This is a genomic window from Actinosynnema sp. NPDC037264, from assembly GCF_055603705.1.
Genome location: NZ_JBVJVK010000023.1, coordinates 1 through 18,764 on the forward strand (window position 1 = coordinate 1; position 18,764 = coordinate 18,764).

The 18,764-nt window shown below is 71.2% G+C and carries 15 protein-coding genes; 7 read left to right on the forward strand and 8 right to left on the reverse strand.

What is annotated here, in order from left to right; translation table 11 throughout:
- The first annotated feature begins 398 nt into the window (after positions 1-398).
- From ACZ7GX_RS24165 to ACZ7GX_RS24185, 5 genes are all read left to right on the forward strand, one after another.
- Positions 399-1,367, forward strand: a complete 969-nt coding sequence (locus ACZ7GX_RS24165; protein ID WP_498779726.1) for an MASE1 domain-containing protein — start codon at positions 399-401, stop codon at positions 1,365-1,367.
- A complete protein-coding gene (locus tag ACZ7GX_RS24170) occupies positions 1,367-2,440 on the forward strand; it encodes a lycopene cyclase family protein (protein WP_498779727.1) in 1,074 nt (357 codons plus the stop codon). Before ACZ7GX_RS24165 ends, ACZ7GX_RS24170 begins: the two co-directional genes overlap by 1 nt.
- A 41-nt stretch (positions 2,441-2,481) precedes the next feature.
- Positions 2,482-4,185 carry an EAL domain-containing protein gene (locus ACZ7GX_RS24175; protein WP_498779728.1) on the forward strand — a complete coding sequence of 568 codons (1,704 nt, stop codon included), beginning with the start codon at positions 2,482-2,484 and terminating at the stop codon, positions 4,183-4,185.
- Positions 4,186-4,266: 81 nt separating this feature from the next.
- The gene (locus ACZ7GX_RS24180; protein ID WP_498779730.1) at positions 4,267-5,382 is read left to right on the forward strand and encodes a carboxylate-amine ligase; all 1,116 of its coding nucleotides are present in this window, start codon (positions 4,267-4,269) and stop codon (positions 5,380-5,382) included.
- Positions 5,383-5,498: 116 nt separating this feature from the next.
- Positions 5,499-5,912: a CBS domain-containing protein gene (locus ACZ7GX_RS24185; RefSeq protein WP_498779733.1), complete on the forward strand. Its 414-nt coding sequence runs from the start codon at positions 5,499-5,501 to the stop codon at positions 5,910-5,912.
- A 594-nt stretch (positions 5,913-6,506) separates the two neighbouring features.
- Here the strand turns inward: ACZ7GX_RS24185 and ACZ7GX_RS24190 are convergent.
- The 8 genes from ACZ7GX_RS24190 to ACZ7GX_RS24225 are packed head-to-tail and all read right to left on the reverse strand — an operon-like array spanning position 6,507 to position 13,132.
- A complete protein-coding gene (locus tag ACZ7GX_RS24190) occupies positions 6,507-6,905 on the reverse strand; it encodes a metal-sulfur cluster assembly factor (protein ID WP_230569118.1) in 399 nt (132 codons plus the stop codon).
- On the reverse strand, positions 6,902-7,345 hold the full coding sequence (sufU, locus tag ACZ7GX_RS24195) for a Fe-S cluster assembly sulfur transfer protein SufU (RefSeq protein ID WP_498779735.1): 444 nt from the start codon (positions 7,343-7,345) through the stop codon (positions 6,902-6,904). Before sufU ends, ACZ7GX_RS24190 begins: the two co-directional genes overlap by 4 nt.
- 1 nt (position 7,346) lies before the next feature.
- Positions 7,347-8,624 (reverse strand): cysteine desulfurase, encoded by a 1,278-nt coding sequence (locus tag ACZ7GX_RS24200; RefSeq protein ID WP_498779737.1) that lies wholly within the window; start codon positions 8,622-8,624, stop codon positions 7,347-7,349.
- 45 nt (positions 8,625-8,669) lie between these two features.
- The gene (sufC, locus tag ACZ7GX_RS24205; protein ID WP_498779738.1) at positions 8,670-9,443 is read right to left on the reverse strand and encodes a Fe-S cluster assembly ATPase SufC; all 774 of its coding nucleotides are present in this window, start codon (positions 9,441-9,443) and stop codon (positions 8,670-8,672) included.
- Positions 9,444-9,494: 51 nt separating this feature from the next.
- Positions 9,495-9,815: a non-heme iron oxygenase ferredoxin subunit gene (locus tag ACZ7GX_RS24210; RefSeq protein ID WP_230569122.1), complete on the reverse strand. Its 321-nt coding sequence runs from the start codon at positions 9,813-9,815 to the stop codon at positions 9,495-9,497.
- Complete coding sequence (gene sufD / locus ACZ7GX_RS24215) at positions 9,812-10,987, reverse strand: Fe-S cluster assembly protein SufD (RefSeq protein WP_498779741.1); 1,176 nt, start codon at positions 10,985-10,987, stop codon at positions 9,812-9,814. Before sufD ends, ACZ7GX_RS24210 begins: the two co-directional genes overlap by 4 nt.
- 1 nt (position 10,988) lies before the next feature.
- Complete coding sequence (gene sufB, locus ACZ7GX_RS24220) at positions 10,989-12,434, reverse strand: Fe-S cluster assembly protein SufB (protein WP_498779743.1); 1,446 nt, start codon at positions 12,432-12,434, stop codon at positions 10,989-10,991.
- Positions 12,431-13,132, reverse strand: a complete 702-nt coding sequence (locus ACZ7GX_RS24225) for a helix-turn-helix transcriptional regulator (protein ID WP_230569125.1) — start codon at positions 13,130-13,132, stop codon at positions 12,431-12,433. Before ACZ7GX_RS24225 ends, sufB begins: the two co-directional genes overlap by 4 nt.
- A 110-nt stretch (positions 13,133-13,242) precedes the next feature.
- Here ACZ7GX_RS24225 and mptB point away from each other — a divergent pair, with 110 nt between their 5' ends.
- Positions 13,243-14,811, forward strand: a complete 1,569-nt coding sequence (mptB, locus tag ACZ7GX_RS24230; protein WP_498779883.1) for a polyprenol phosphomannose-dependent alpha 1,6 mannosyltransferase MptB — start codon at positions 13,243-13,245, stop codon at positions 14,809-14,811.
- Between the two features lie 105 nt (positions 14,812-14,916).
- Complete coding sequence (locus ACZ7GX_RS24235; RefSeq protein ID WP_498779746.1) at positions 14,917-18,564, forward strand: patatin-like protein; 3,648 nt, start codon at positions 14,917-14,919, stop codon at positions 18,562-18,564.
- Positions 18,565-18,764 lie beyond the last annotated feature (200 nt).

The following is an 18,764-nucleotide window of genomic DNA, read 5'->3' on the forward strand; positions in this document are numbered from 1 at the left end:
TGAGTTCTCAAAGAACACGCGCTCACCATCACGTCCCGCGTCTTACCGCGGTTCATTCCGGGGCTTTGTGTTTCCGGTGTTTCGCTTGCTGTGGTTGAACCTTAGCTCGTTCGTTTTCGCGGTGTCAAATCGGCCGGTTTCGGCTTCTCGGCTCCGCGACAAACTCGCTCAGCATTCACTTTGTTCTACCGTCCGGAGCCGAGGCAGCACGCTGTGCTGCTGATTCAGTCCCGGGGGCTTGTTCTCGCAGCACTCCGTTCCGGTCTCTCTCCGGCCCGTTCCGCGCTGGCAGAGAGAAAGTTACACCCCGGCCCACGCGGAGACAAATCGGGGGGTCGGTTGCGCCATCTCCGCAGCTAGGCGTGGTGCGTCCTCCGGAGACGGTGGATGCTGGGCCCGTGCAGCTCTCGCCTCGGCTCGGCCGGTACGCGTTCCACGTCGTCGTGGTCGCGGCTTGCTACTACGCGGGCGCCGAGGTCGGCCTTCTCCAGGCGTTGGTCAACGACCAGGTGACGCCGTTGTGGCCGCCGACCGGTGTGGCCGTGCTCGCGCTGTTGCTCGGCGGGCTGAGGATGTGGCCGGGCATCGCGCTGGGCGCGTTCGCGGCCAACTCGCCCCTCACCGACCTCGGCGCCACGGCGCTCATCACCACGGGCAACACCGTCGGCCCTGTGGTCGCCTACCTCATGCTCAGGAAGGTGGGCTTCCGGCAGGAGATGGACCGCACGCGTGACGCGCTCGCGCTCGTGCTGTTGGGCGGGCTCGTGGGCATGGCGGTCAGCGCGACGATCGGCGCGGGCACGTTGTTGGTGACCGGTGTGATCGACGCCGCGCTGTTCTGGTCGACGTGGACGGTGTGGTGGACCGGTGACGCGCTGGGCGTGCTGGTGTTCGTGCCGATCGTCCTGGCGTTCCGCTCCCTCCGACTGCGCGACCACCCCGTGCGCCGGTGGCTGGAGGCCGCCGCGTTGCTGGTGAGCACGGCGGTCGTCATGACCGTGGCGTCGACGCACGACCTGCGGCTGATGTACCTGGTGTTCCCGTTCCTGATCTGGGCGGCGCTGCGGTTCCAGCACCTGGGCACGGCGCCGTGCGCGCTGATCGCGACCACCCTGGCGGCACGGGGCGCGGCTCGCAGCACGGGTCCGTTCGCCGATCTGGACCTGGTGGTGCGCATGGTGACGCTCCAGGCGTTCAACGGGACGGCGGTGTTGACGGCGCTGCTGCTGTCGGCGGTGATCGCGGAGCGCAACGCCGCGCGGGAGGCGATCGAGCGGACGGTGGCGCAACTGTCGGACGTGGTGGCGCAGTACCAGCCGCTCGCGCTGGGCGACCTGCTGCCGCCCAAGCCCCGGGAGAAGCGCTAGTGGACGTGGTGGTCGTCGGTGGCGGGCCGGCGGGACGGGCGTTGGCGCGGGCGTGCGCGGGCAGGGGGCTCGGCACGACGCTGGTCGACCCGAACCCGGAGCGGTCTTGGCGGGCGACCTACGCGTCGTGGGCGGAGGAGTTGCCCGCCGACGCGCCGGTGGCGGTCAGCACGTCGAGGGCCCGTGCGGTGACGACGGCGGAGCACGTGATCGCGCGGGGTTACGCCGTGCTGGACAACGAGCGGTTGCGGCGGCTCCCGGACGAGGTCCGGGTGGTCGCCGGGCGCGTGGTCGCCCACACCGGCGGGACGGCGACGTTGGCCGACGGGCGGGTGCTGACCGGACGGGTGGTCGACGCGAGCGGCACGGCGGGTGGTCGGGCGGCTCAGACGGCGGTCGGCGTGGTGGTTCCCGCACGGGCCGCGACGCCGTTCGTGGGCGCCGACGAGGCGCTGATCATGGACTGGCGCAGGCCTCCCGCGGCCACGACCGCCGACCCGACGTTCCTCTACGCGATCCCGGTGTCGGCGGACGAGGTGTTGCTGGAGGAGACGTCGTTGGCCCGCCGGCCGGGGCTGCCGTTGCGCGAGCTTCGGCTGCGGTTGCACGCGCGCTTGGCCCGGCACGGCATCGAGGTGCCGCGGGACGAGGAACGGGTGCGCATCACGTTGGACGGGCGGGCGCGGGACGGCGCGTTCGGCGCGGCGGCGGGGTGGGTGCACCCGGCGACGGGGTACAGCGTGGCGGCGGCGTTGCGGCGCGCGCCGGTGGTGGCGGACGCGATCGCGGCCGGGCGGGAGGTGACGCGTTCGGCGGCGGAACGCGCGGTGCGCCGGTTGCGGTTGAGAGGTCTGGAGGCGTTGCTGGCGCTGCCGCCCGACGAAGTCCCGGAATTCTTCAACAGCTTCTTCAAATTGTCCGACAGTCTTCAACGCGACTACCTCGGCGGGCACGATGACCTGCGCGGGACCGCCCGTGCGATGCTCCGGCTGTTCGACTCCGCGTCGTGGGGTATGCGCGCCCGGTTGGTATTTCCTGTGCAATCGGCCAAAAGTGCGAGAACACCTGGTTAACGGTCTCGGCAAAAGAAGATCGACCGGGCACGATCGGGGCCGTGCCCGCCTTGCTGGATGACGTTCGCTTCGCCTTCCAGCCGTTGTTCAACCTCCACACCGGAGGGGTCGTGGCGGTAGAAGCGCTGGCCCGACCGCACGACGGCAACGTGCAGGACCTGCTGCGGATGGCTTTCCGCGCCGGGTACCTGGCCAACACCGACGTGGCGCTCGCGTGCCGCGCGGTCCGGCACGCGGCCGACCACGGCCTCGGCGTGCCGCTGCACGTCAACCTGCTCGCGTTGACGATCGCGGACAAGCCCGAGCTCATGGCACCGCTCTACGGCGCGCTGCGGGAGGTCGGGCGCACGCCGGCCGACCTGGTGGTCGAGGTCGGCACGCCGTACTCGCGCGCGCCGCGCCGGCTGCTGGTCAAGGGCATCGAGCGGCTGCGCGAGGACGGGTTCCGGATCGGTCTGGACGGCGTGGGCGAGGGCGATTCGCCGTTGTCGCTGCTGACCGAGGTGCAGCCCGACGTGATCAAGCTCGACCGCGAGGTGGTGGTGGCGCTGCCCACCGACCCCTCCCGGTACGCGCTGGCCCAGGCGTTGCAGCACCTGTGCGAGCACATCGGGTCACTGGTCGTCGCGGAGGGCGTGGAGAGCGAGGCGCAGCTGGCCGCGCTGCGCCGGCTCGGGGTGCGGCTCGCGCAGGGCAACCTGCTGGCGAGCCCGCAGCGGCGGCCGAAGGTGGACGCGACGATCGCGGCGGTGTTGAGCGAGGTCAACGACCCGGAGGCGGTCACGAGCACGATGACCGCGCCGCTGCGGCGCAAGGTCGGGCCGAAGGTCACCGACTTCCTGCACCCGGCGACCACGCTGCCCGACTCGGCGACGTCCGAGGAGGTGCGCGACGTGCTCGCGAACCAGCCGACGGTCAGCGGCGTGGTGCTCGTGGACGACGACGGCAGGCCGCGGTGGACGGTGGACCGCAACCGGTTCCTGCTGGCGGTGACGGGTCCGTTCGGGCACGCCCTGCACGCCAAGCGGGAGGCGGCGCGGCTGGCGGACCGGCCGAAGCTGATCGGGGCGGACTCCAGCGCGCTGGAGCTGCTGGACGTGGTGGCGCACGCGAACCGTGAGCGCACCAACGACGACTTGGTGGTCGTGGACGACGACGACCGCTGCCTGGGCGTGGTGCGGGTCGCGGACGTGGTGCGCGGGGTCGCCGAGATGAAGGTGGAGCAGGCGGCGGCGTTGAGCCCGCTGACGCGGCTGCCGGGCAGCGACTCGATCGCGCGCGAGGTGGACCGGCGCATCCTGGGCGGCGAGCTGTTCGCGGTGGGGTGGCTGGACGTGGACGCGTTCAAGCGGGTGAACGACTCGGTGGGGTTCGCGGCGGGTGACGACCTGATCCGGGCCATCGGGCGTGCGCTCACCGACGGCGCGACGTCGTACCCGGGCGTGCAGGTGGGGCACGTCGGCGGGGACGACTTCCTGGTGGTGGCCGGGCTGGACGAGATCGTGCCGTTCTCCGCGGGTGTGCTGGACGTGCCGTACGAGACCGAGGGGCGCGGGGTGACGTTGTCGTTGGCGACGTTGATCTGCGCGGCCGGGTCGGTCGGGTCGTACCGGGAGGTGTCCCGGCTGCTGGCGCCGTTGAAGGAGCACGCGAAGTCGTTGCGGGGCACCAGTTGGGTGCTGGGGCGGCCGGGCAGCGACCACGTCGACGTGCTGCGCGGCGGGCCGCATCTGGCGGTAAGTTAGGAAGTTCACCGCAAAGCCGCATGTGCGGCCCGTTCGGTTACTCATAGCATCAGGCGGACTACCCAGCGTCGGGAGGTCCCCGTGACCGAGGTCACCGCCCTACCGCTTCCGCGAGTCGTCTCGGACCTGCCGCTGTCGGTGGGGGTCGAGGAGGAGTTCCTGCTGGTCGACGCGAGCACCGGGGTGCTGGTGCCGTTGGCCGGCGAGGTGTTGTGCGACGCCCGTCCCGGGCCCGACCTGCAGACCGAGATGACGCTCTACCAGGTGGAGAGCGCCACTCGGGTGTGCCGGAGCATGGCCGAGGTGCGCGAGCAGCTCCTCGCGGCACGTCTGGCGCTCGCCGCGCTGGCACAGGCGCAGGGCGCGCGCATCGTGGCGACCGGGACGCCGGTGCTCGGCGGCTTGCGCCCGCCTCCGTTGACCGATTCCGACCGGTACCGCACCATCGCCGCCGAGTACGGGTCGTTGGTCGACGGGCTGACCATCTGCGGGTGCCACGTGCACGTCGGGATACCGGACGAGGACACCGGGGTGCTGATCAGCAACCACCTGCGGCCGTGGCTGCCGGCGCTGTTGGCGATCAGCGCGAACTCGCCGTTCGGGGACGGGCGCGACACCGGGTACGCGAGCTGGCGCTACCTGTCGTGGAGCCCGTGGCCGTCGGCGGGCGCGCCGCCGTGGTTCGAGTCGGCGGAGGACTACCACCGGGGCACGCGGGTGCTGCGGTCGGGCGGGGCGGCGTTGGACCCGGCGATGGTCTACTGGGACGTGCGGCTGTCGCACCGGCACCCGACGGTGGAGCTGCGGGTGTGCGACGTGGCGGCGACCGTGGACGAGGCCGTGGTGCTGGCGGCCCTGGTGCGGGCGATCGCCGTGATGGCGTTGGCCGGTGTGCGGGCTCAGCGCGTGCCGGACCTGGCGTTGCGGACGGCGTTGTGGCGGTCGGCCCGGGACGGGTTGGACGGCGCCGGGATCGAGCCGTTCAGCGGTCGGCTGGTGCCGGCGGCGGACATGGTGCGGGCGCTGGTGGACTGGACGCGGCCTGCTCTGCGTGACACCGGGGACGAGGACCTGGTGGTCGACGGCATCGACCGGCTGCTGTTGGACGGCACGGGTGCCGTGCGGCAGCGGCGGGCGTTCCGGCGGCGCGGTTCGCTCGTCGACGTGGTCGACATGCTGGCCGCTCAGACAGCTTGAACGCCCGGCTCTCCCCACCGACTCGTCCAGACCGCTGCCGCGGTGCCGCCTCCGTCGAAGTGCCGGCCGCGCCCGACCGGCGCATGCTTGGTCGTACGTGAACAAGGAGGTTCGGCATGACCACCGCACGGGAGATCATGAACGCCGGTGTCCAGTGCGTCAAGGAGGACCAGAGCCTGCTCGACGCGGCGCGGATGATGCGTGACCTGGACGTCGGCTCGCTGCCGATCTGCGGCAAGGACGACAAGCTGCACGGCATCATCACCGATCGCGACATCGTGCTGCGCTGCGTGGCCGAGGGCCGCGACCCGGCGTCGATGAGGGCCGGCGACATGTCCGGTCACCTGCACTGGGTCGAAGCGGACGACGACCTTTCGCACGTGCTGCGGACCATGGAGGACAACCAGATCCGCCGGCTCCCGGTGATCGAGGAGCACCGACTGGTCGGCATGGTGTCGGAAGCGGACCTGGCCCGTCACCTGGACGAGTCGCAGATCGCGGAGTTCGTGGAACGCGTCTACGCCCGCTGACCACATCGTCCGCTGACCACATCGTCAGCAAGCACACCGTTCACCGCACGCCCTTCCCCCAACAGAAGGGCTTCGTGTCATCCCGCCGACCTGGCTCCGCCCTACCGCGCGTGTCAAGGGGGCACCTTCCACCCCACAGGAACGATGGGCTGGAACCGCCCCCTTGATACGTGTGGTAGCCCGTAGGGAGGTCGGTGGGATGACACGAAACCCGCACCACAACGGACCCGCCGCCGAACCACCCACCGGCCCGTCATCCTGCTGATCTGCCCGTCCGGCGAGGACGCTCTTGATCTTTTGCGGACGCCCGGCAAGACCCAAGCCCGCCGAAATTGTCAGACCACGCCGGTAACCTAAAAACAGGGGTCCCCTTGGCGAGGACCCCTGCGAAGCATTCAAACTGCGCGGCCCCAGACGCTGACCCCGTCAACGCCGACCCCGCCAGACGGCGAACCGCCGGACCGCGACCCCATCGGACCGCGACCCCATCGGACCGCGCCCCCGCCGACCAACCCTCAGCCGACCAACCCGTCAGACCGCGAACACTCGTCAGACCGTCAGACCGTGACCGTCAGGCCGATCAGGCCGTGACCGTCAGACCGTGAACCCAAGGGCGCGCAACTGCTCACGCCCGTCATCCGTGATCTTCTCCGGCCCCCACGGCGGCATCCACACCCAGTTGATGCGGAAGTCGTTGACGATCCCGCTCGCCCCGCCACCGCCACCCACCAGCGCCGACCGCGTCTGGTCCTCGATGACGTCCGTCAACGGACACGCGGCCGACGTCAGCGTCATGTCGATGAGCGCGACGTTCTCCTCGTCCACCCGGATGTCGTAGACCAGGCCCAGGTCCACGACGTTGATCCCCAACTCGGGGTCGACGACGTCGCGCATGGCCTCCTCGACGTCGTCCACCGCGGCCACGTCTGCCTTCGGCGCGGGCGGCTCGGGCATGCCCTCGATGCCGCGCACCACGTCTTCTTCGGCGGTCATGCCTTCGCTCCCTCGCTGCGTGCCACCGCGTCCTTGAAAGCCATCCAGCCCAGCAGCGCGCACTTCACGCGAGCCGGGTACTTCGCCACTCCCGCGAACGCGATGCCGTCCTCCAGGACGTCCTCGTCGGGCTCCACCTGGCCGCGGCCCTGCATCAGCTCGACGAACGCGTCCATCTTCTCGAACGCCTCGCTCAACGGCTTGCCGACCACCAGGTCCGTCAGCACCGAGGTGGACGCCTGGCTGATGGAACAGCCCTGCCCGTCGTAGGACACGTCGCGCACGGTGTCGCCGTCCAGCGCCACCCGCAACGTCACCTCGTCGCCGCACGTCGGGTTGATCTGGTGCGACTCGGCGTCGAACGGGTCGCGCAGGCCGCGCCCGTGCGGGTTCTTGTAGTGGTCCAGGATGATCTCCTGGTACATCTGCTGCAGCTGCATCTCAGACCACCCCGAAGAACTTCTGCGCCTCGCGGACGGCGTCGACCAGGGCGGTCACCTCGTCCGGTGTGTTGTACAGGTAGAAGCTGGCCCGCACGGTGGCGGCGGCGTTCATCCGCCGGTGCAGGGGCCACGCGCAGTGGTGGCCGACGCGCACCGCGACGCCCAGGCTGTCGAGCACCTGGCCGGCGTCGTGCGCGTGGATGCCGTCGATGACGAACGACACCGCGCCGCCGCGGTCCACCGCGTCCGTCGGACCCACGATCCGCACACCGGGCACCTCGGCCAGGCCGCGCAGCGCCAGCTCGGTGAGCTGGTGCTCGTGCGCGGCGATCCGGTCCATGCCGACGGCGTCGAGGTAGTCCACCGCGGCACCGAGCGCCACGGCCTGCGACGTCATGGGCACACCCGCCTCGAACCGCGCGGGCGGCGGCGCGAAGGTCGACCGCGCCATGTGCACCAGCTCGATCATCGACCCGCCGGTGAGGAACGGCGGCAGGGCCTCCAGCAGCTCACGGCGCCCGTACAGGACCCCGATGCCGGACGGGCCGAGCATCTTGTGGCCGCTGAACACCGCGAAGTCCACGCCCAGGGCCTTGAAGTCCACCGCGCCGTGCGGCACCGACTGGCACGCGTCCAGCACGGTCAGCGCGCCCACCGCGCGGGCCGCGTCCGCGAGCACCCGCACCGGGTTGACGGTGCCGAGCACGTTCGACTGGTGGGTGAACGCGACGACCTTCGTCCGCTCGTTGACCAGCGAGTCGAGCTCGGACAGGTCGAGCCTGCCCTCGTCCGTCACGCCGAACCAGCGCAGGGTGGCGCCTGTGCGCGCGGCCAGCTGCTGCCACGGCACGAGGTTCGCGTGGTGCTCCATCTCGGTCACGACGATCTCGTCGCCGGGACCGATGCGGAACCGCTCGGCCTCGGGACCGGCGGTGGCCGCGTTGCCCATCGCGTACGCGACGAGGTTCACGCCCTCGGTCGCGTTCTTGGTGAACACGATCTCGCCCTGGTCGACGCCCACGAAGTCGGCGATCTTCTGCCGCGCGCCCTCGTAGGCGTCCGTGGCCTCTTCGGCCAGTTGGTGCGCCCCGCGGTGCACCGCGGCGTTGGCGGTCTCCAGGAAGGCGCGCTCGGCGTCGAGGACCTGCCTCGGGCGTTGCGAGGTGGCGCCGGAGTCCAGGTAGACCAGCCGCTTTCCCTCCCGCACGGTGCGTCCTAGGATCGGGAAGTCCGCTCGGACGGTAGCGACGTCCAGCGGGGTGACGGTGGTGGTCACTGCTCCGACGCCTCCTCTCGGTACGTGTTCACGAACGGTGCAACGTCAGGCGATGCCCGCTGCTTCCGGCTTCCCGATGTACTTCACGTAACCCTCGGCCTCGAGCTGGTCGGCCAGCTCCGGACCGCCGGACTCGGCGATGCGGCCACCGGCGAACACGTGCACGAAGTCGGGCGAGATGTACTTGAGGATCCGGGTGTAGTGCGTGATCAGCATGACGCCGACCTCACCGGAGCGCTTGTACCGGTTCACGCCCTCGGACACGACGCGCAGCGCGTCGACGTCGAGGCCGGAGTCGGTCTCGTCGAGGATCGCGATCTTCGGCTGGAGCAGCCCGAGCTGCAGGATCTCGTGGCGCTTCTTCTCGCCGCCGGAGAAGCCCTCGTTGACCGAGCGCTCCGCGAAGGTCGGGTCGATCTCCAGCTCGGACATCGCCTCCTTGACCTCCTTGACCCAGTGGCGCAGCTTCGGCGCCTCGCCGCGGACGGCGGTGGCGGCGGTGCGCAGGAAGTTCGACATCGAGACGCCGGGCACCTCGACCGGGTACTGCATGGCGAGGAACAGACCCGCGCGGGCGCGCTCGTCCACGGTCATCTCCAGCACGTCCTCGCCGTCCAGCAGCACGCTGCCGGAGGTGATCTCGTACTTGGGGTGCCCGGCGATGGCGTAGGACAAGGTGGACTTGCCCGAGCCGTTGGGGCCCATGATCGCGTGGGTCTCGCCCGCCTTGATGGTCAGGTCGACGCCCTTGAGGATCTCCTTGGCGCCGTCGTCGGTGTTGACCGAGACGTGCAGGTCCTTGATCTCCAGAGTGGCCATTGGTGGTTCGTTCTCCTGGTGTTGCGAGCGAAAGTCAGTTCGTAGCCAAGGTCAGTTCACCGCCGCGGTGACGTCCACGTAGACGTCGTCCCCGCGGAGTTCGACGGCGAACACGTCGACCGGCTCGGTGGCGGGCGGCGAGGACGGGCGGCCGGTGCGCAGGTCGAAGCACGACCCGTGCAGCCAGCACTCCACGCCCTTGCGCGTCACCTCGCCCTCGCTGAGCGCCACTTCGGCGTGCGAGCACAGGTCGCGCAGCGCGTGCACGGTTCCGCCGTCGCGGACGAGCAGGACCGGGGTGTACTCGTCGCCGACCTCGAACGCGGCGGGTTTGCCGTCGTCGAGGTCGGTCAGCGAGCACACCCTGATCACGCGCCCACCGCTTCGAGCTCCGCCTCGATCGCGGCTTCCAGGCGCTCGCGCACCTCGGGAACGGCGATCTTCAGGAGGATCTCGTGGAAGAACCCGCGCACGACCAGCCGTCGTGCCTGGTCCTCCGGGATGCCGCGGGCCTGCAGGTAGAACAGCTGCTCGTCGTCGAACCGGCCGGTGGCGCTGGCGTGGCCCGCGCCCTCGATCTCGCCGGTCTCGATCTCCAGGTTGGGCACCGAGTCGGCGCGCGCGCCGTCGGTGAGCACCAGGTTCCGGTTGAGCTCGAAGGTCTCGGTGCCCTCGGCCGCCGCGCGGATCAGCACGTCGCCGATCCACACCGTGTGCGCGTCCTCGCCCTGCAACGCGCCCTTGTAGACCACGTTGCTGCGGCAGTTGGACGCCGAGTGGTCGATGAAGGTGCGGTGCTCCAGGTGCTGGCCGGCGTCGGCGAAGTACAGGCCGAGGAGCTCGGCGTCCCCGCCGCGGCCGGTGTAGGTGACCGCGGGCGTGAGCCGGACGACGTTGCCGCCGAGGGTGATGACGGTGTGCTTGAACGAGGCGTCGCGGCCCAGCTTGGCGTGGTGCGACGACACGTGCACCGCGTCGTCGGCCCAGTCCTGGATGGCGACCACGGTGAGGTGCGCGCCGTCGCCGACGACGAACTCGATGTTGTCGGCGTACGCGCCGGAGCCGCGGTGGTCGATGACCACGACGGCCTCGGCGAACTGCTTGGCGTGCACCTGCAGGTGGCCGTAGGCGACCTGGCCCTCGCCCGCGCCGGTCACCGTGATGGTGGTCGGCTCGGACTTCGCGTCACCGGGGAGGGTGACGACGGTGGCCTCGGTGAACGACGACCAGGCCTGGGCGGCGACGCGGTCACCGGGGGTGCCGGCGACGCCGAGCCGCTCGTCGTCGCGCGCCACGGTCTCGACCGTGACGCCCTCGGGCGCGTCGACCTCGACGTTCGCCGTGCCGGTCGCCTCGGCGCCGTGGTGCAGGTTCGCCAGGCGCTTCATGGGGGTGAAGCGCCAGATCTCCTCGCGACCGCCGGGCACCTCGAACGCGTTCACGTCGAACGACGTGAAGTGGTCCGCGCGCGAGGAGATCGGGGCACCCGCACCGTGCGAGTGGGCCGTCAGGCCGTGTTGCTGGTCTTCGGTGGTGACGGCCATGTCAGCCGACGGCCCCTTCCATCTGCAGCTCGATCAGGCGGTTCAGCTCGAGGGCGTACTCCATCGGCAGCTCGCGCGCGATGGGCTCGACGAACCCGCGCACGATCATCGCCATGGCCTCGTCCTCGTTGAGACCGCGGGACATCAGGTAGAACAGCTGGTCCTCGGAGACCTTCGAGACCGTGGCCTCGTGGCCCATCGACACGTCGTCCTCGCGGACGTCGACGTACGGGTAGGTGTCCGAGCGGCTGATGTTGTCCACCAGCAGCGCGTCGCACTTGACCGTGGACTTCGAGTGGTGCGCCCGCTTGTTGACCTGCACGAGGCCGCGGTAGGAGGTGCGGCCGCCGCCGCGCGCCACCGACTTCGACACGATCGTGGACGACGTGTGCGGCGCCATGTGGACCATCTTCGCGCCGGCGTCCTGGTGCTGGCCCTCGCCCGCGAACGCGATCGAGAGGACCTCGCCCTTGGCGTGCTCGCCCATCAGGAACACGGCCGGGTACTTCATGGTGACCTTGGAGCCGATGTTGCCGTCGATCCACTCCATGGTCGCGCCCTCTTCGGCCTTGGCGCGCTTGGTGACCAGGTTGTAGACGTTGTTCGACCAGTTCTGGATGGTCGTGTAGCGGCAGCGACCACCCTTCTTGACGATGATCTCCACGACGGCGGAGTGCAGCGAGTCCGACGAGTAGATCGGCGCGGTGCAGCCCTCGACGTAGTGCACGTACGCGCCCTCGTCGACGATGATCAGCGTGCGCTCGAACTGGCCCATGTTCTCGGTGTTGATCCGGAAGTAGGCCTGCAGCGGGATGTCGACGTGGACGCCCTTGGGCACGTAGATGAACGAGCCGCCCGACCACACCGCGGAGTTCAGCGCGGAGAACTTGTTGTCACCCGAGGGGATGACGGAGCCGAAGTACTCCTTGAACAGCTCCGGGTGCTCCTTGAGGGCGGTGTCGGTGTCGAGGAAGACGACACCCTGCTCCTCGAGGTCCTCGCGGATCTTGTGGTAGACGACCTCGGACTCGTACTGGGCCGCGACGCCGGAGACCAGGCGCTGCTTCTCCGCCTCCGGGATGCCGAGGCGGTCGTAGGTGTTCTTGATCTCGTCGGGCAGGTCGTCCCAGGTCGCCGCCTGCTTCTCGGTCGACCGGACGAAGTACTTGATGTTGTCGAAGTCGATGCCCGACAGGTCGGAGCCCCAGGTCGGCATGGGCTTGCGGTCGAACAACCGCAGCGCCTTGAGCCGGAACTCCAGCATCCACTCGGGCTCGTTCTTCTTCGCCGAGATGTCCCGAACGACGTCCTCGTTCAGGCCCCGGCGAGCGCTCGCGCCTGCCACGTCCGAGTCGGACCAGCCGAACTCGTAGTTGCCGATGCTCGCCAGGGTTTCTTCCTGGGTGAGCGGGGCTGTGGTGGTGCGCTGCTCGGCAGCGGCAGTCATGCGGGCTCCCCTCCATCTGGGATCCGGGGTGTGTTCGGGATGTGCGTCGTGCACACGGCATCGCCGCGGGCGATGGTGGCCAGGCGCTGGACGTGCGTGCCGAGCAGGTCGGCGAACGCCGCCGTCTCGGTCTCGCACAACTGCGGGAACTCCGCCGCGACGTGCGCCACCGGGCACAGGTGCTGGCAGAGCTGCTCGCCCGCCCCCACGTGGCGCGCCGAGGCAGCGTAGCCCTCCCTGGTCAGCGCCACGGCGAGGGCCTTGGCCCGCTCCGCGGCGTCGGGCTGGGCCACGATGGCCGCGCGGTGCCGGTCGACGAATGCGGACACCCGTCGTTCGGCGAAGGTTCGTACCGCCTCCTCCCCGCCCTGTTCGGCGAGGAACCGCAGCGCGGCGGCGGCGAGGTCGTCGTAGGCGTGCCCGAAGCGGGCCCGCCCCTGCTCGGTCAGCAGGAAGAGCTTGGCCGGGCGACCCCGGCCGCGCTGGCCCCGTCGAGGGGCCTCCCTGCTGGCCGCCTCGCCGTCGGCCACCAGCGCGTCGATGTGCCGGCGCACCGCCGTGGGGCTCAGGCCCAGCTGCTCCGCGACCGAGGCCGCGGTCACCGGGCCCTGCTCCAGGAGGAGCCGTGCGACGGCGTGCCGGGTCCGGCCGTCGTGCCCGGAAGGCACAGCGGTCGAGTCGGTCCCGGCGTTTTTCACAACACCAGTGTTGCGTATTTCGCGGGCCGCCGCAAAGATCGACCCTCCTCGGGTGACCCGAGTCACGCGTCCCGGCCGGTCGCTACCCTTCGGACGTGGCGGCGGGCGGAATGGTGATGGCGAACCGGAGCGAGATCGGCGAGGCAGCACCCCTCGACGCGCCCGAACGGCGACAGCTCGACGTGATCCGCCGGTGGGGCACGGTGGGCGCGCTGCTGCTGGCCGTCGGCTCCCTCGGGTCGGGCGCGGCGCCGATCTTCAGCCCGCTGCCGGGCACGCCGCTGCTCGGGCTGTTCCCGCGGATGCCCAGCGCGTCCATGGCCGTCGCGTGGACCGGCATCTTCCTCATCGTGTCGGCGTGGCTGTGGCTGGGCCGGTTCGCCCGGCCGGGCCGTCCCCGGCTGGTGTCGCGCAGCCAGCTCGACCGCACGCTGCTGATGTGGATCACGCCGCTGGTGTTCGTGCTGCCCATGTTCAGCCGTGACGTGTACAGCTACCTGGCGCAGTCGCAGATCGCGGCCAACGGGCAGGACCCGTACGAGCTCGGCCCGGCCACGGCGCTGGGCGTCGAGCACGACCTGACGAAGAACGTGCCGAACATCTGGCGCGAGACGCCCGCGCCGTACGGGCCGCTGTTCCTGGCCGCCGGGCGGGTCATCTCGATGGTGACCGGCGACAGCGTGCTGCCCGGCATCTTCCTGCACCGGCTGCTGGGGCTGCTGGGGCTGGCGATGATCGTGTGGGCGCTGCCCCGGCTGGCCCGGCGCTTCGGCGTGCCGCCGGTGAGCGCCCTGTGGTTGGGCGCGGCGAACCCGCTGGTGCTGTTCCACCTGGTCGTGGGCGTGCACAACGAGGGCCTGGCGATCGGTCTGATGCTGGTGGGGCTGGAGTTGGCGCTGCGGAAGATGCCGCTGGTCCCGGGCGCGCCGATGACGCGTGAAGAGCTGCTGTGGATAGTCCTGGGCGCGACCATGATCACGTTGGGCGCGGCGGTGAAGATCCCGGCCGCGCTGGCGCTCGGCTTCCTGGGCGTGCTGATCGCGCGGCGGTGGGGCGGGCGGTTCTCCGACCTGGTGCGGGCGGCGTTGTTGTTGCTGGTCATCTCGGGTGTGGTGATGGTCGGGACGTGCGTCGGCACCGGGCTCGGGTTCGGGTGGGTGGAGACGCTGAACGTGGCCGGCACGGTGAAGAGCTGGATGTCGCCGCCGACCGCCATGGGGTTCATGGGCGGGGGGCTCGGGCTGCTGCTCGGGCTGGGCAACCACACCGAGTCGGTGATCGTGCTGATGCGGATCGTGACGCAGGCCGTGTCGGTGGTGATCGTGGCGACGCTGCTGTGGAAGGCGTTCCGGGGTCGGATCAAGGCCGTCAACGGGCTGGGGGCCGGGCTGGGCGCGGTGCTCGTGCTCGGGCCCGTGCTGCAGCCGTGGTACGTGCTGTGGGCGGCGTTGCCGCTGGCCACGGCCGTGCTGGCGCGTCGGTTCCGGGTCTTCGCCACCACCGCCAGCGCCGTGATCGCGGTCATCCTGCCTCCGACGGGCTCGGCGTTCGACGGGCGGGCCTACATCGTGCCGCAGGCGGTGGCGGGCGCTCTGATCGCGTTCGCCGTGTGCCTGTTCGTCGCCCGCAAGCAGGTCCTGCCGCTGATCAAGCGCGACCCCCTCCCCGGCTACGCCTGACCCGCGGGTCGAACCCCCAGGTCCCGCGCGTGGTGTAACGGGTGGGGGCGGTCGGCGAGGTAGGGGGTGCGGGAGGATCGGGGGTCCGCGGGGAGGGAGGGCGTGATGGTGGACGTGCCCAGGGAGCAGATCCGGTTCGCCGTCGTGCTGAACGGGGGTGTGAGCCTCGCCGTGTGGATGGGCGGGGTGGTGCTCGAGCTCGACCGGCTGACCAGGGGTGACGGCCCGTACGCCGACCTGCTGGACATGGTCGGCAGCACGGCCCGCGCCGACGTCATCACGGGCACGTCGGCCGGCGGCATCAACGGCGCCGCGTTGGCGTTGTCCCAGGTCAATGCCAACGCCCGGCTGGAACGGCTGCGTGACCTGTGGGCCGAGCAGGGCCGGATGGAACAGCTGCTGCGCACCCCGTTCCGGGGCCAACCGGCGTCACTGCTGCGCGGCGACGAGTTCTTCCTCCCGAGGCTCCGGGAAGCACTCGAACGGCTGACCACGGACTTCACCCCGCAGGAGGACCGGCCGGTCGACCTGCGCATCACGACCACGCTGCTCGCGGGCGTGCCCACGGTCACCCACGACGACCTCGGCCAGACCCTCGTGCAGGCCTCCCACCAGGGCAGCTTCTCGTTCCGCCGCGACCCCGGCGGCCGGGACGACTTCACCGCCGACAAGCTCCCGACGCTGGTCAGCCGCATGGCGCTGGCCGCGCGCTCGTCCGCGTCGTTCCCGTTCGCGTTCGAGCCCTCCTTCATCCCGGTCGCACCCGGCGCGCCCGACGGCGACAAGCCCAACATGGCCGAGGTCGCCTCCTGGGCCAACGACACCGACAACCGGTCCCGCTACGCCGTCGACGGCGGCGTCCTGGTCAACACGCCCACCAAGGAGGCGCTGGAGGCCATCGACCGGATGCCCGCCGAAGGCCCGGTCCGGCGGGTGATGCTGCTGGTCTTCCCGCACGCGCCCGAGGCGGTGGTGGAGCCGGTGGCCCCGGTCGACGGCGCCCTGCCCAGCACCGTCGCCACCGGCGGCAAGCTGCTCGGCGCGCTGACCAGCCAGAGCGGGCGGACCTACGTCGACCGCATTGAGGAGCACAACCGCAACGCCGCCTCCCGCCGCGGCGGGCGCAACGCCCTGCTGGACCGCCTCGCGTCCGGCGGCTCGCTCACCGACAAGGTGTACGCGCTGGCCGAGACCCTGCACGACCACTACGAGGACGTGCGCATCCGACACGCCGCCCGCGACGTCACGACCCGCCAGTTCGAGGTGCCGGGCACGAACGCCGCCGGCTGGACGTTCGAACGGGTCCGCGCGGCGGCCGAGGCGGCGCAGCGCGAGTACCGCGCCGACCACAGCAAGCTGCCGTACGTGCCGACCCGGCCACAGCCCGTCGCGTTGCCCGACCACGGCTGGCCGTGGGGCATCACGATGGCCGAACGGCTCGCGTCCGCCGCCATGGACGTGCTCAAACGCCTGGTGTGGGTGATGCCCGACGCCCAGCGCCTCGCGATGGCCCGCACGAACCTGTTCGACGTGCGGGCGAAGCTGCGCGCCGCGCGGATCGAGCTGGACGAGCACTGGACCACCGACGGGACCGAGGAGCTCGACCAGGCGTACTGGGAGCGGCGAGTCCACCGGTTCGCCGCGAAGATGCTGGACGAGCCGGACGGCGTCGGGCAGCGGGTGCGCGAGCAGGTGGACCGGATCGCGGGCGTCCTCGGCGACGCGCACGACATCCTCGACCAGCTCGACGCCGAGCAGCTGCGGGTCGGCGAGCTGCGGTCTTGGCACCGGCTGCTGACCGAGCCGCGCACCGACGCCGAGGCCGACGCGGACCTGGTGGCGGGCGAGCTGTGGCTGTCACGGGTGCTGGCGCTGGAGGTCGCGACGACGTGCCTGGCCGACGACACCCGCGGCGGCCTCGACCAGGCCGTCGAGCTGGTCCAGATCAGCCTGCAGACGCGCAACGCGTTCGCCGGGTACAGCATCACCGCCGAGGACAAGGCGGGCGGCGCGTCGCTGCACCGGTTCTCCGGGTTCCTCAAGCGGTCCTGGCGGGTCAACGACTGGATCTGGGGCCGGCTCGACGGCGCGACCATGCTGTGCAAGGTGGTGTTCGACCCGAAGCGGCTGCTGCGCGTCGACCGGCTGACCGGCGCGGGCGGCGACCCCGTCGAACGGGCCGCGGCGCAGGTCGACGCGCTGGTGGAGAAGCTGTTCGGCGACGGCGTGCCGGACGAGCTGGAGCCGTGCGTCGAGCGGGCGAAGGCCGAGCTGGGGAAGGTCTACGCGAGCCCGGAGGGCGACCACCCGCCGACGTGCGCGGCGCTGGCGGAGCTGGCCGCGTGGGGGCTGCACGTCCGGATCATCTGCGAGGAGCTGCCCGCGTTGCGCGCGGCGATCCTGGCCGACCGGCACGAGGGCGCGGACCGGCGGTCGCGCGGCGAGCTGTTCCTGGAGGAGCAGGCCGCGCTGCTGGCCCGGCTGCCCGTGCGCACGGACGCGGAGCGGATCGAGGTGGGCGTGCGGGGGCTGGCCGCGTTCGACCGGGCGGGCATCGGGCGTGAGCCGCTGGTGCAGGAGGCGAGCAGCGACCAGGTGATCCGGACGGCGGCGACGGCCGCGGCGGTGGCGATCACCGTGGCCGACAGCGACAACTCCGGTCTGGGCACGGCGAAACCGCTGACCAGGACGTTGCGCGGGGCGGCGCTGCTGCCGTACTGGACGATCACCGGCCTGACCAGGGGCGGGCGGTTGGCGCAGTTCCTGGGGCTGCTCGGGTTCGCGCTGGGCGGGGCGCTGCTGGTGCTGTCGCTGTTCGACCTGCTGCCGCCGTGGGCGCTCGGACCGGCGGCGGCGTTCGGCGGCGGCACGCTGCTGGCCGCGTTCGGCTACGCGGCGCTGCGGTCGGGGACGCTGCTGCACGGCCTGGTGCTGCTGTCGCCGGTGATCCCGCTGGTGACGGTGGCGATCGACCGGACCAGGGACGCGTTGGCGTCCGGCGAGACGGGCGACCAGGCCGTGACGGGCATGGTGGCGGTGGGTGGCGTGCTGCTGGTCGTGGTGGGGTTGCTGATCATCGGCAGCCTGCCCGCGCCGGTGGGCACGCCGCTGGCCGTGCTGGGCAAGATCCGGCTCAAGCCCCGGCTGCTGGTGCGGGTGCTCGTGGCGGCGGCGATCGTGGTCGGCGTGTGGGCCGTGGTGCGGTACCGGCTGTACGACCTGAGCCCGGCGCTGGTGGTGGTCGGCACGGTCGTGGCGATCGTGTTCGGCGGGGTCACGTCGTACGTGCTGGGCAGTTCGCTGCGCCGGTGGCGGCAGGTGGACGGGGTGTGGGACACGGAGGCCGCCGAGCCGCCCGCGTCCGCGACCGCCGGGTGGGCCGCGGTGTACGGGAGCGTGCTGCTGCTCGTCGCCGCGGTGGTGCAGGTGTTCTCGCTGCGGTTCACCGGGTGGGAGGCGGTGCTCGGCACGGCGTTGGCGTTCGGCCTGGTGCTGCTGCTGGTGACGACGTGGTGGGTGCCGTTGCGGGCCAGGAGGACCATCGCCACGTCCCTGGTGGAACAGATGTCCATTGTGGACTTCGACCCGGACGGGGTGGCCGAGGCGCTGCTGAAGCGGCTGGAGGGTCACGGGATGCTGTTCAAGTTCCTCACCGAGCTGGACGCGACCGGCAAGCCCCGCCTCAGCGCCGGCGGCCGCCGCGTGGCCCACCGCGCCGCCTACCGCTCCACCACCGGCTCCGACCGCGACTGACCCGCGTGTCGACGCTCCGGTCCCGAGAGTCGAACACTCCGGACCCGGGGGGGTGGGGGGGGGGGGGGGGGGGGGGGGGGTGTGGGGGGGGGGGCGGGGGGGGGGGGGGGGGGGGGGAGGGGAGGAGAAAAAGCCGAGGAAAGAAAGCGCACTCCTTTAGGAGACGGAGGACAACAACAAAAAAACACGAGGCACCCAAC

Coding starts and splice junctions, on each gene's coding strand:
- ACZ7GX_RS24190 (WP_230569118.1), bottom strand. CDS start 6,905: ATGACCGCCGAAGAAGACGTGGTGCGCGGCATCGAGGGCATGCCCGAG.
- ACZ7GX_RS24185 (WP_498779733.1), top strand. CDS start 5,499: ATGACCACCGCACGGGAGATCATGAACGCCGGTGTCCAGTGCGTCAAG.
- sufD (WP_498779741.1), bottom strand. CDS start 10,987: ATGGCCGTCACCACCGAAGACCAGCAACACGGCCTGACGGCCCACTCG.
- ACZ7GX_RS24235 (WP_498779746.1), top strand. CDS start 14,917: ATGGTGGACGTGCCCAGGGAGCAGATCCGGTTCGCCGTCGTGCTGAAC.
- mptB (WP_498779883.1), top strand. CDS start 13,243: ATGGTGATGGCGAACCGGAGCGAGATCGGCGAGGCAGCACCCCTCGAC.
- sufC (WP_498779738.1), bottom strand. CDS start 9,443: ATGGCCACTCTGGAGATCAAGGACCTGCACGTCTCGGTCAACACCGAC.
- sufB (WP_498779743.1), bottom strand. CDS start 12,434: ATGACTGCCGCTGCCGAGCAGCGCACCACCACAGCCCCGCTCACCCAG.
- sufU (WP_498779735.1), bottom strand. CDS start 7,345: ATGCAGCTGCAGCAGATGTACCAGGAGATCATCCTGGACCACTACAAG.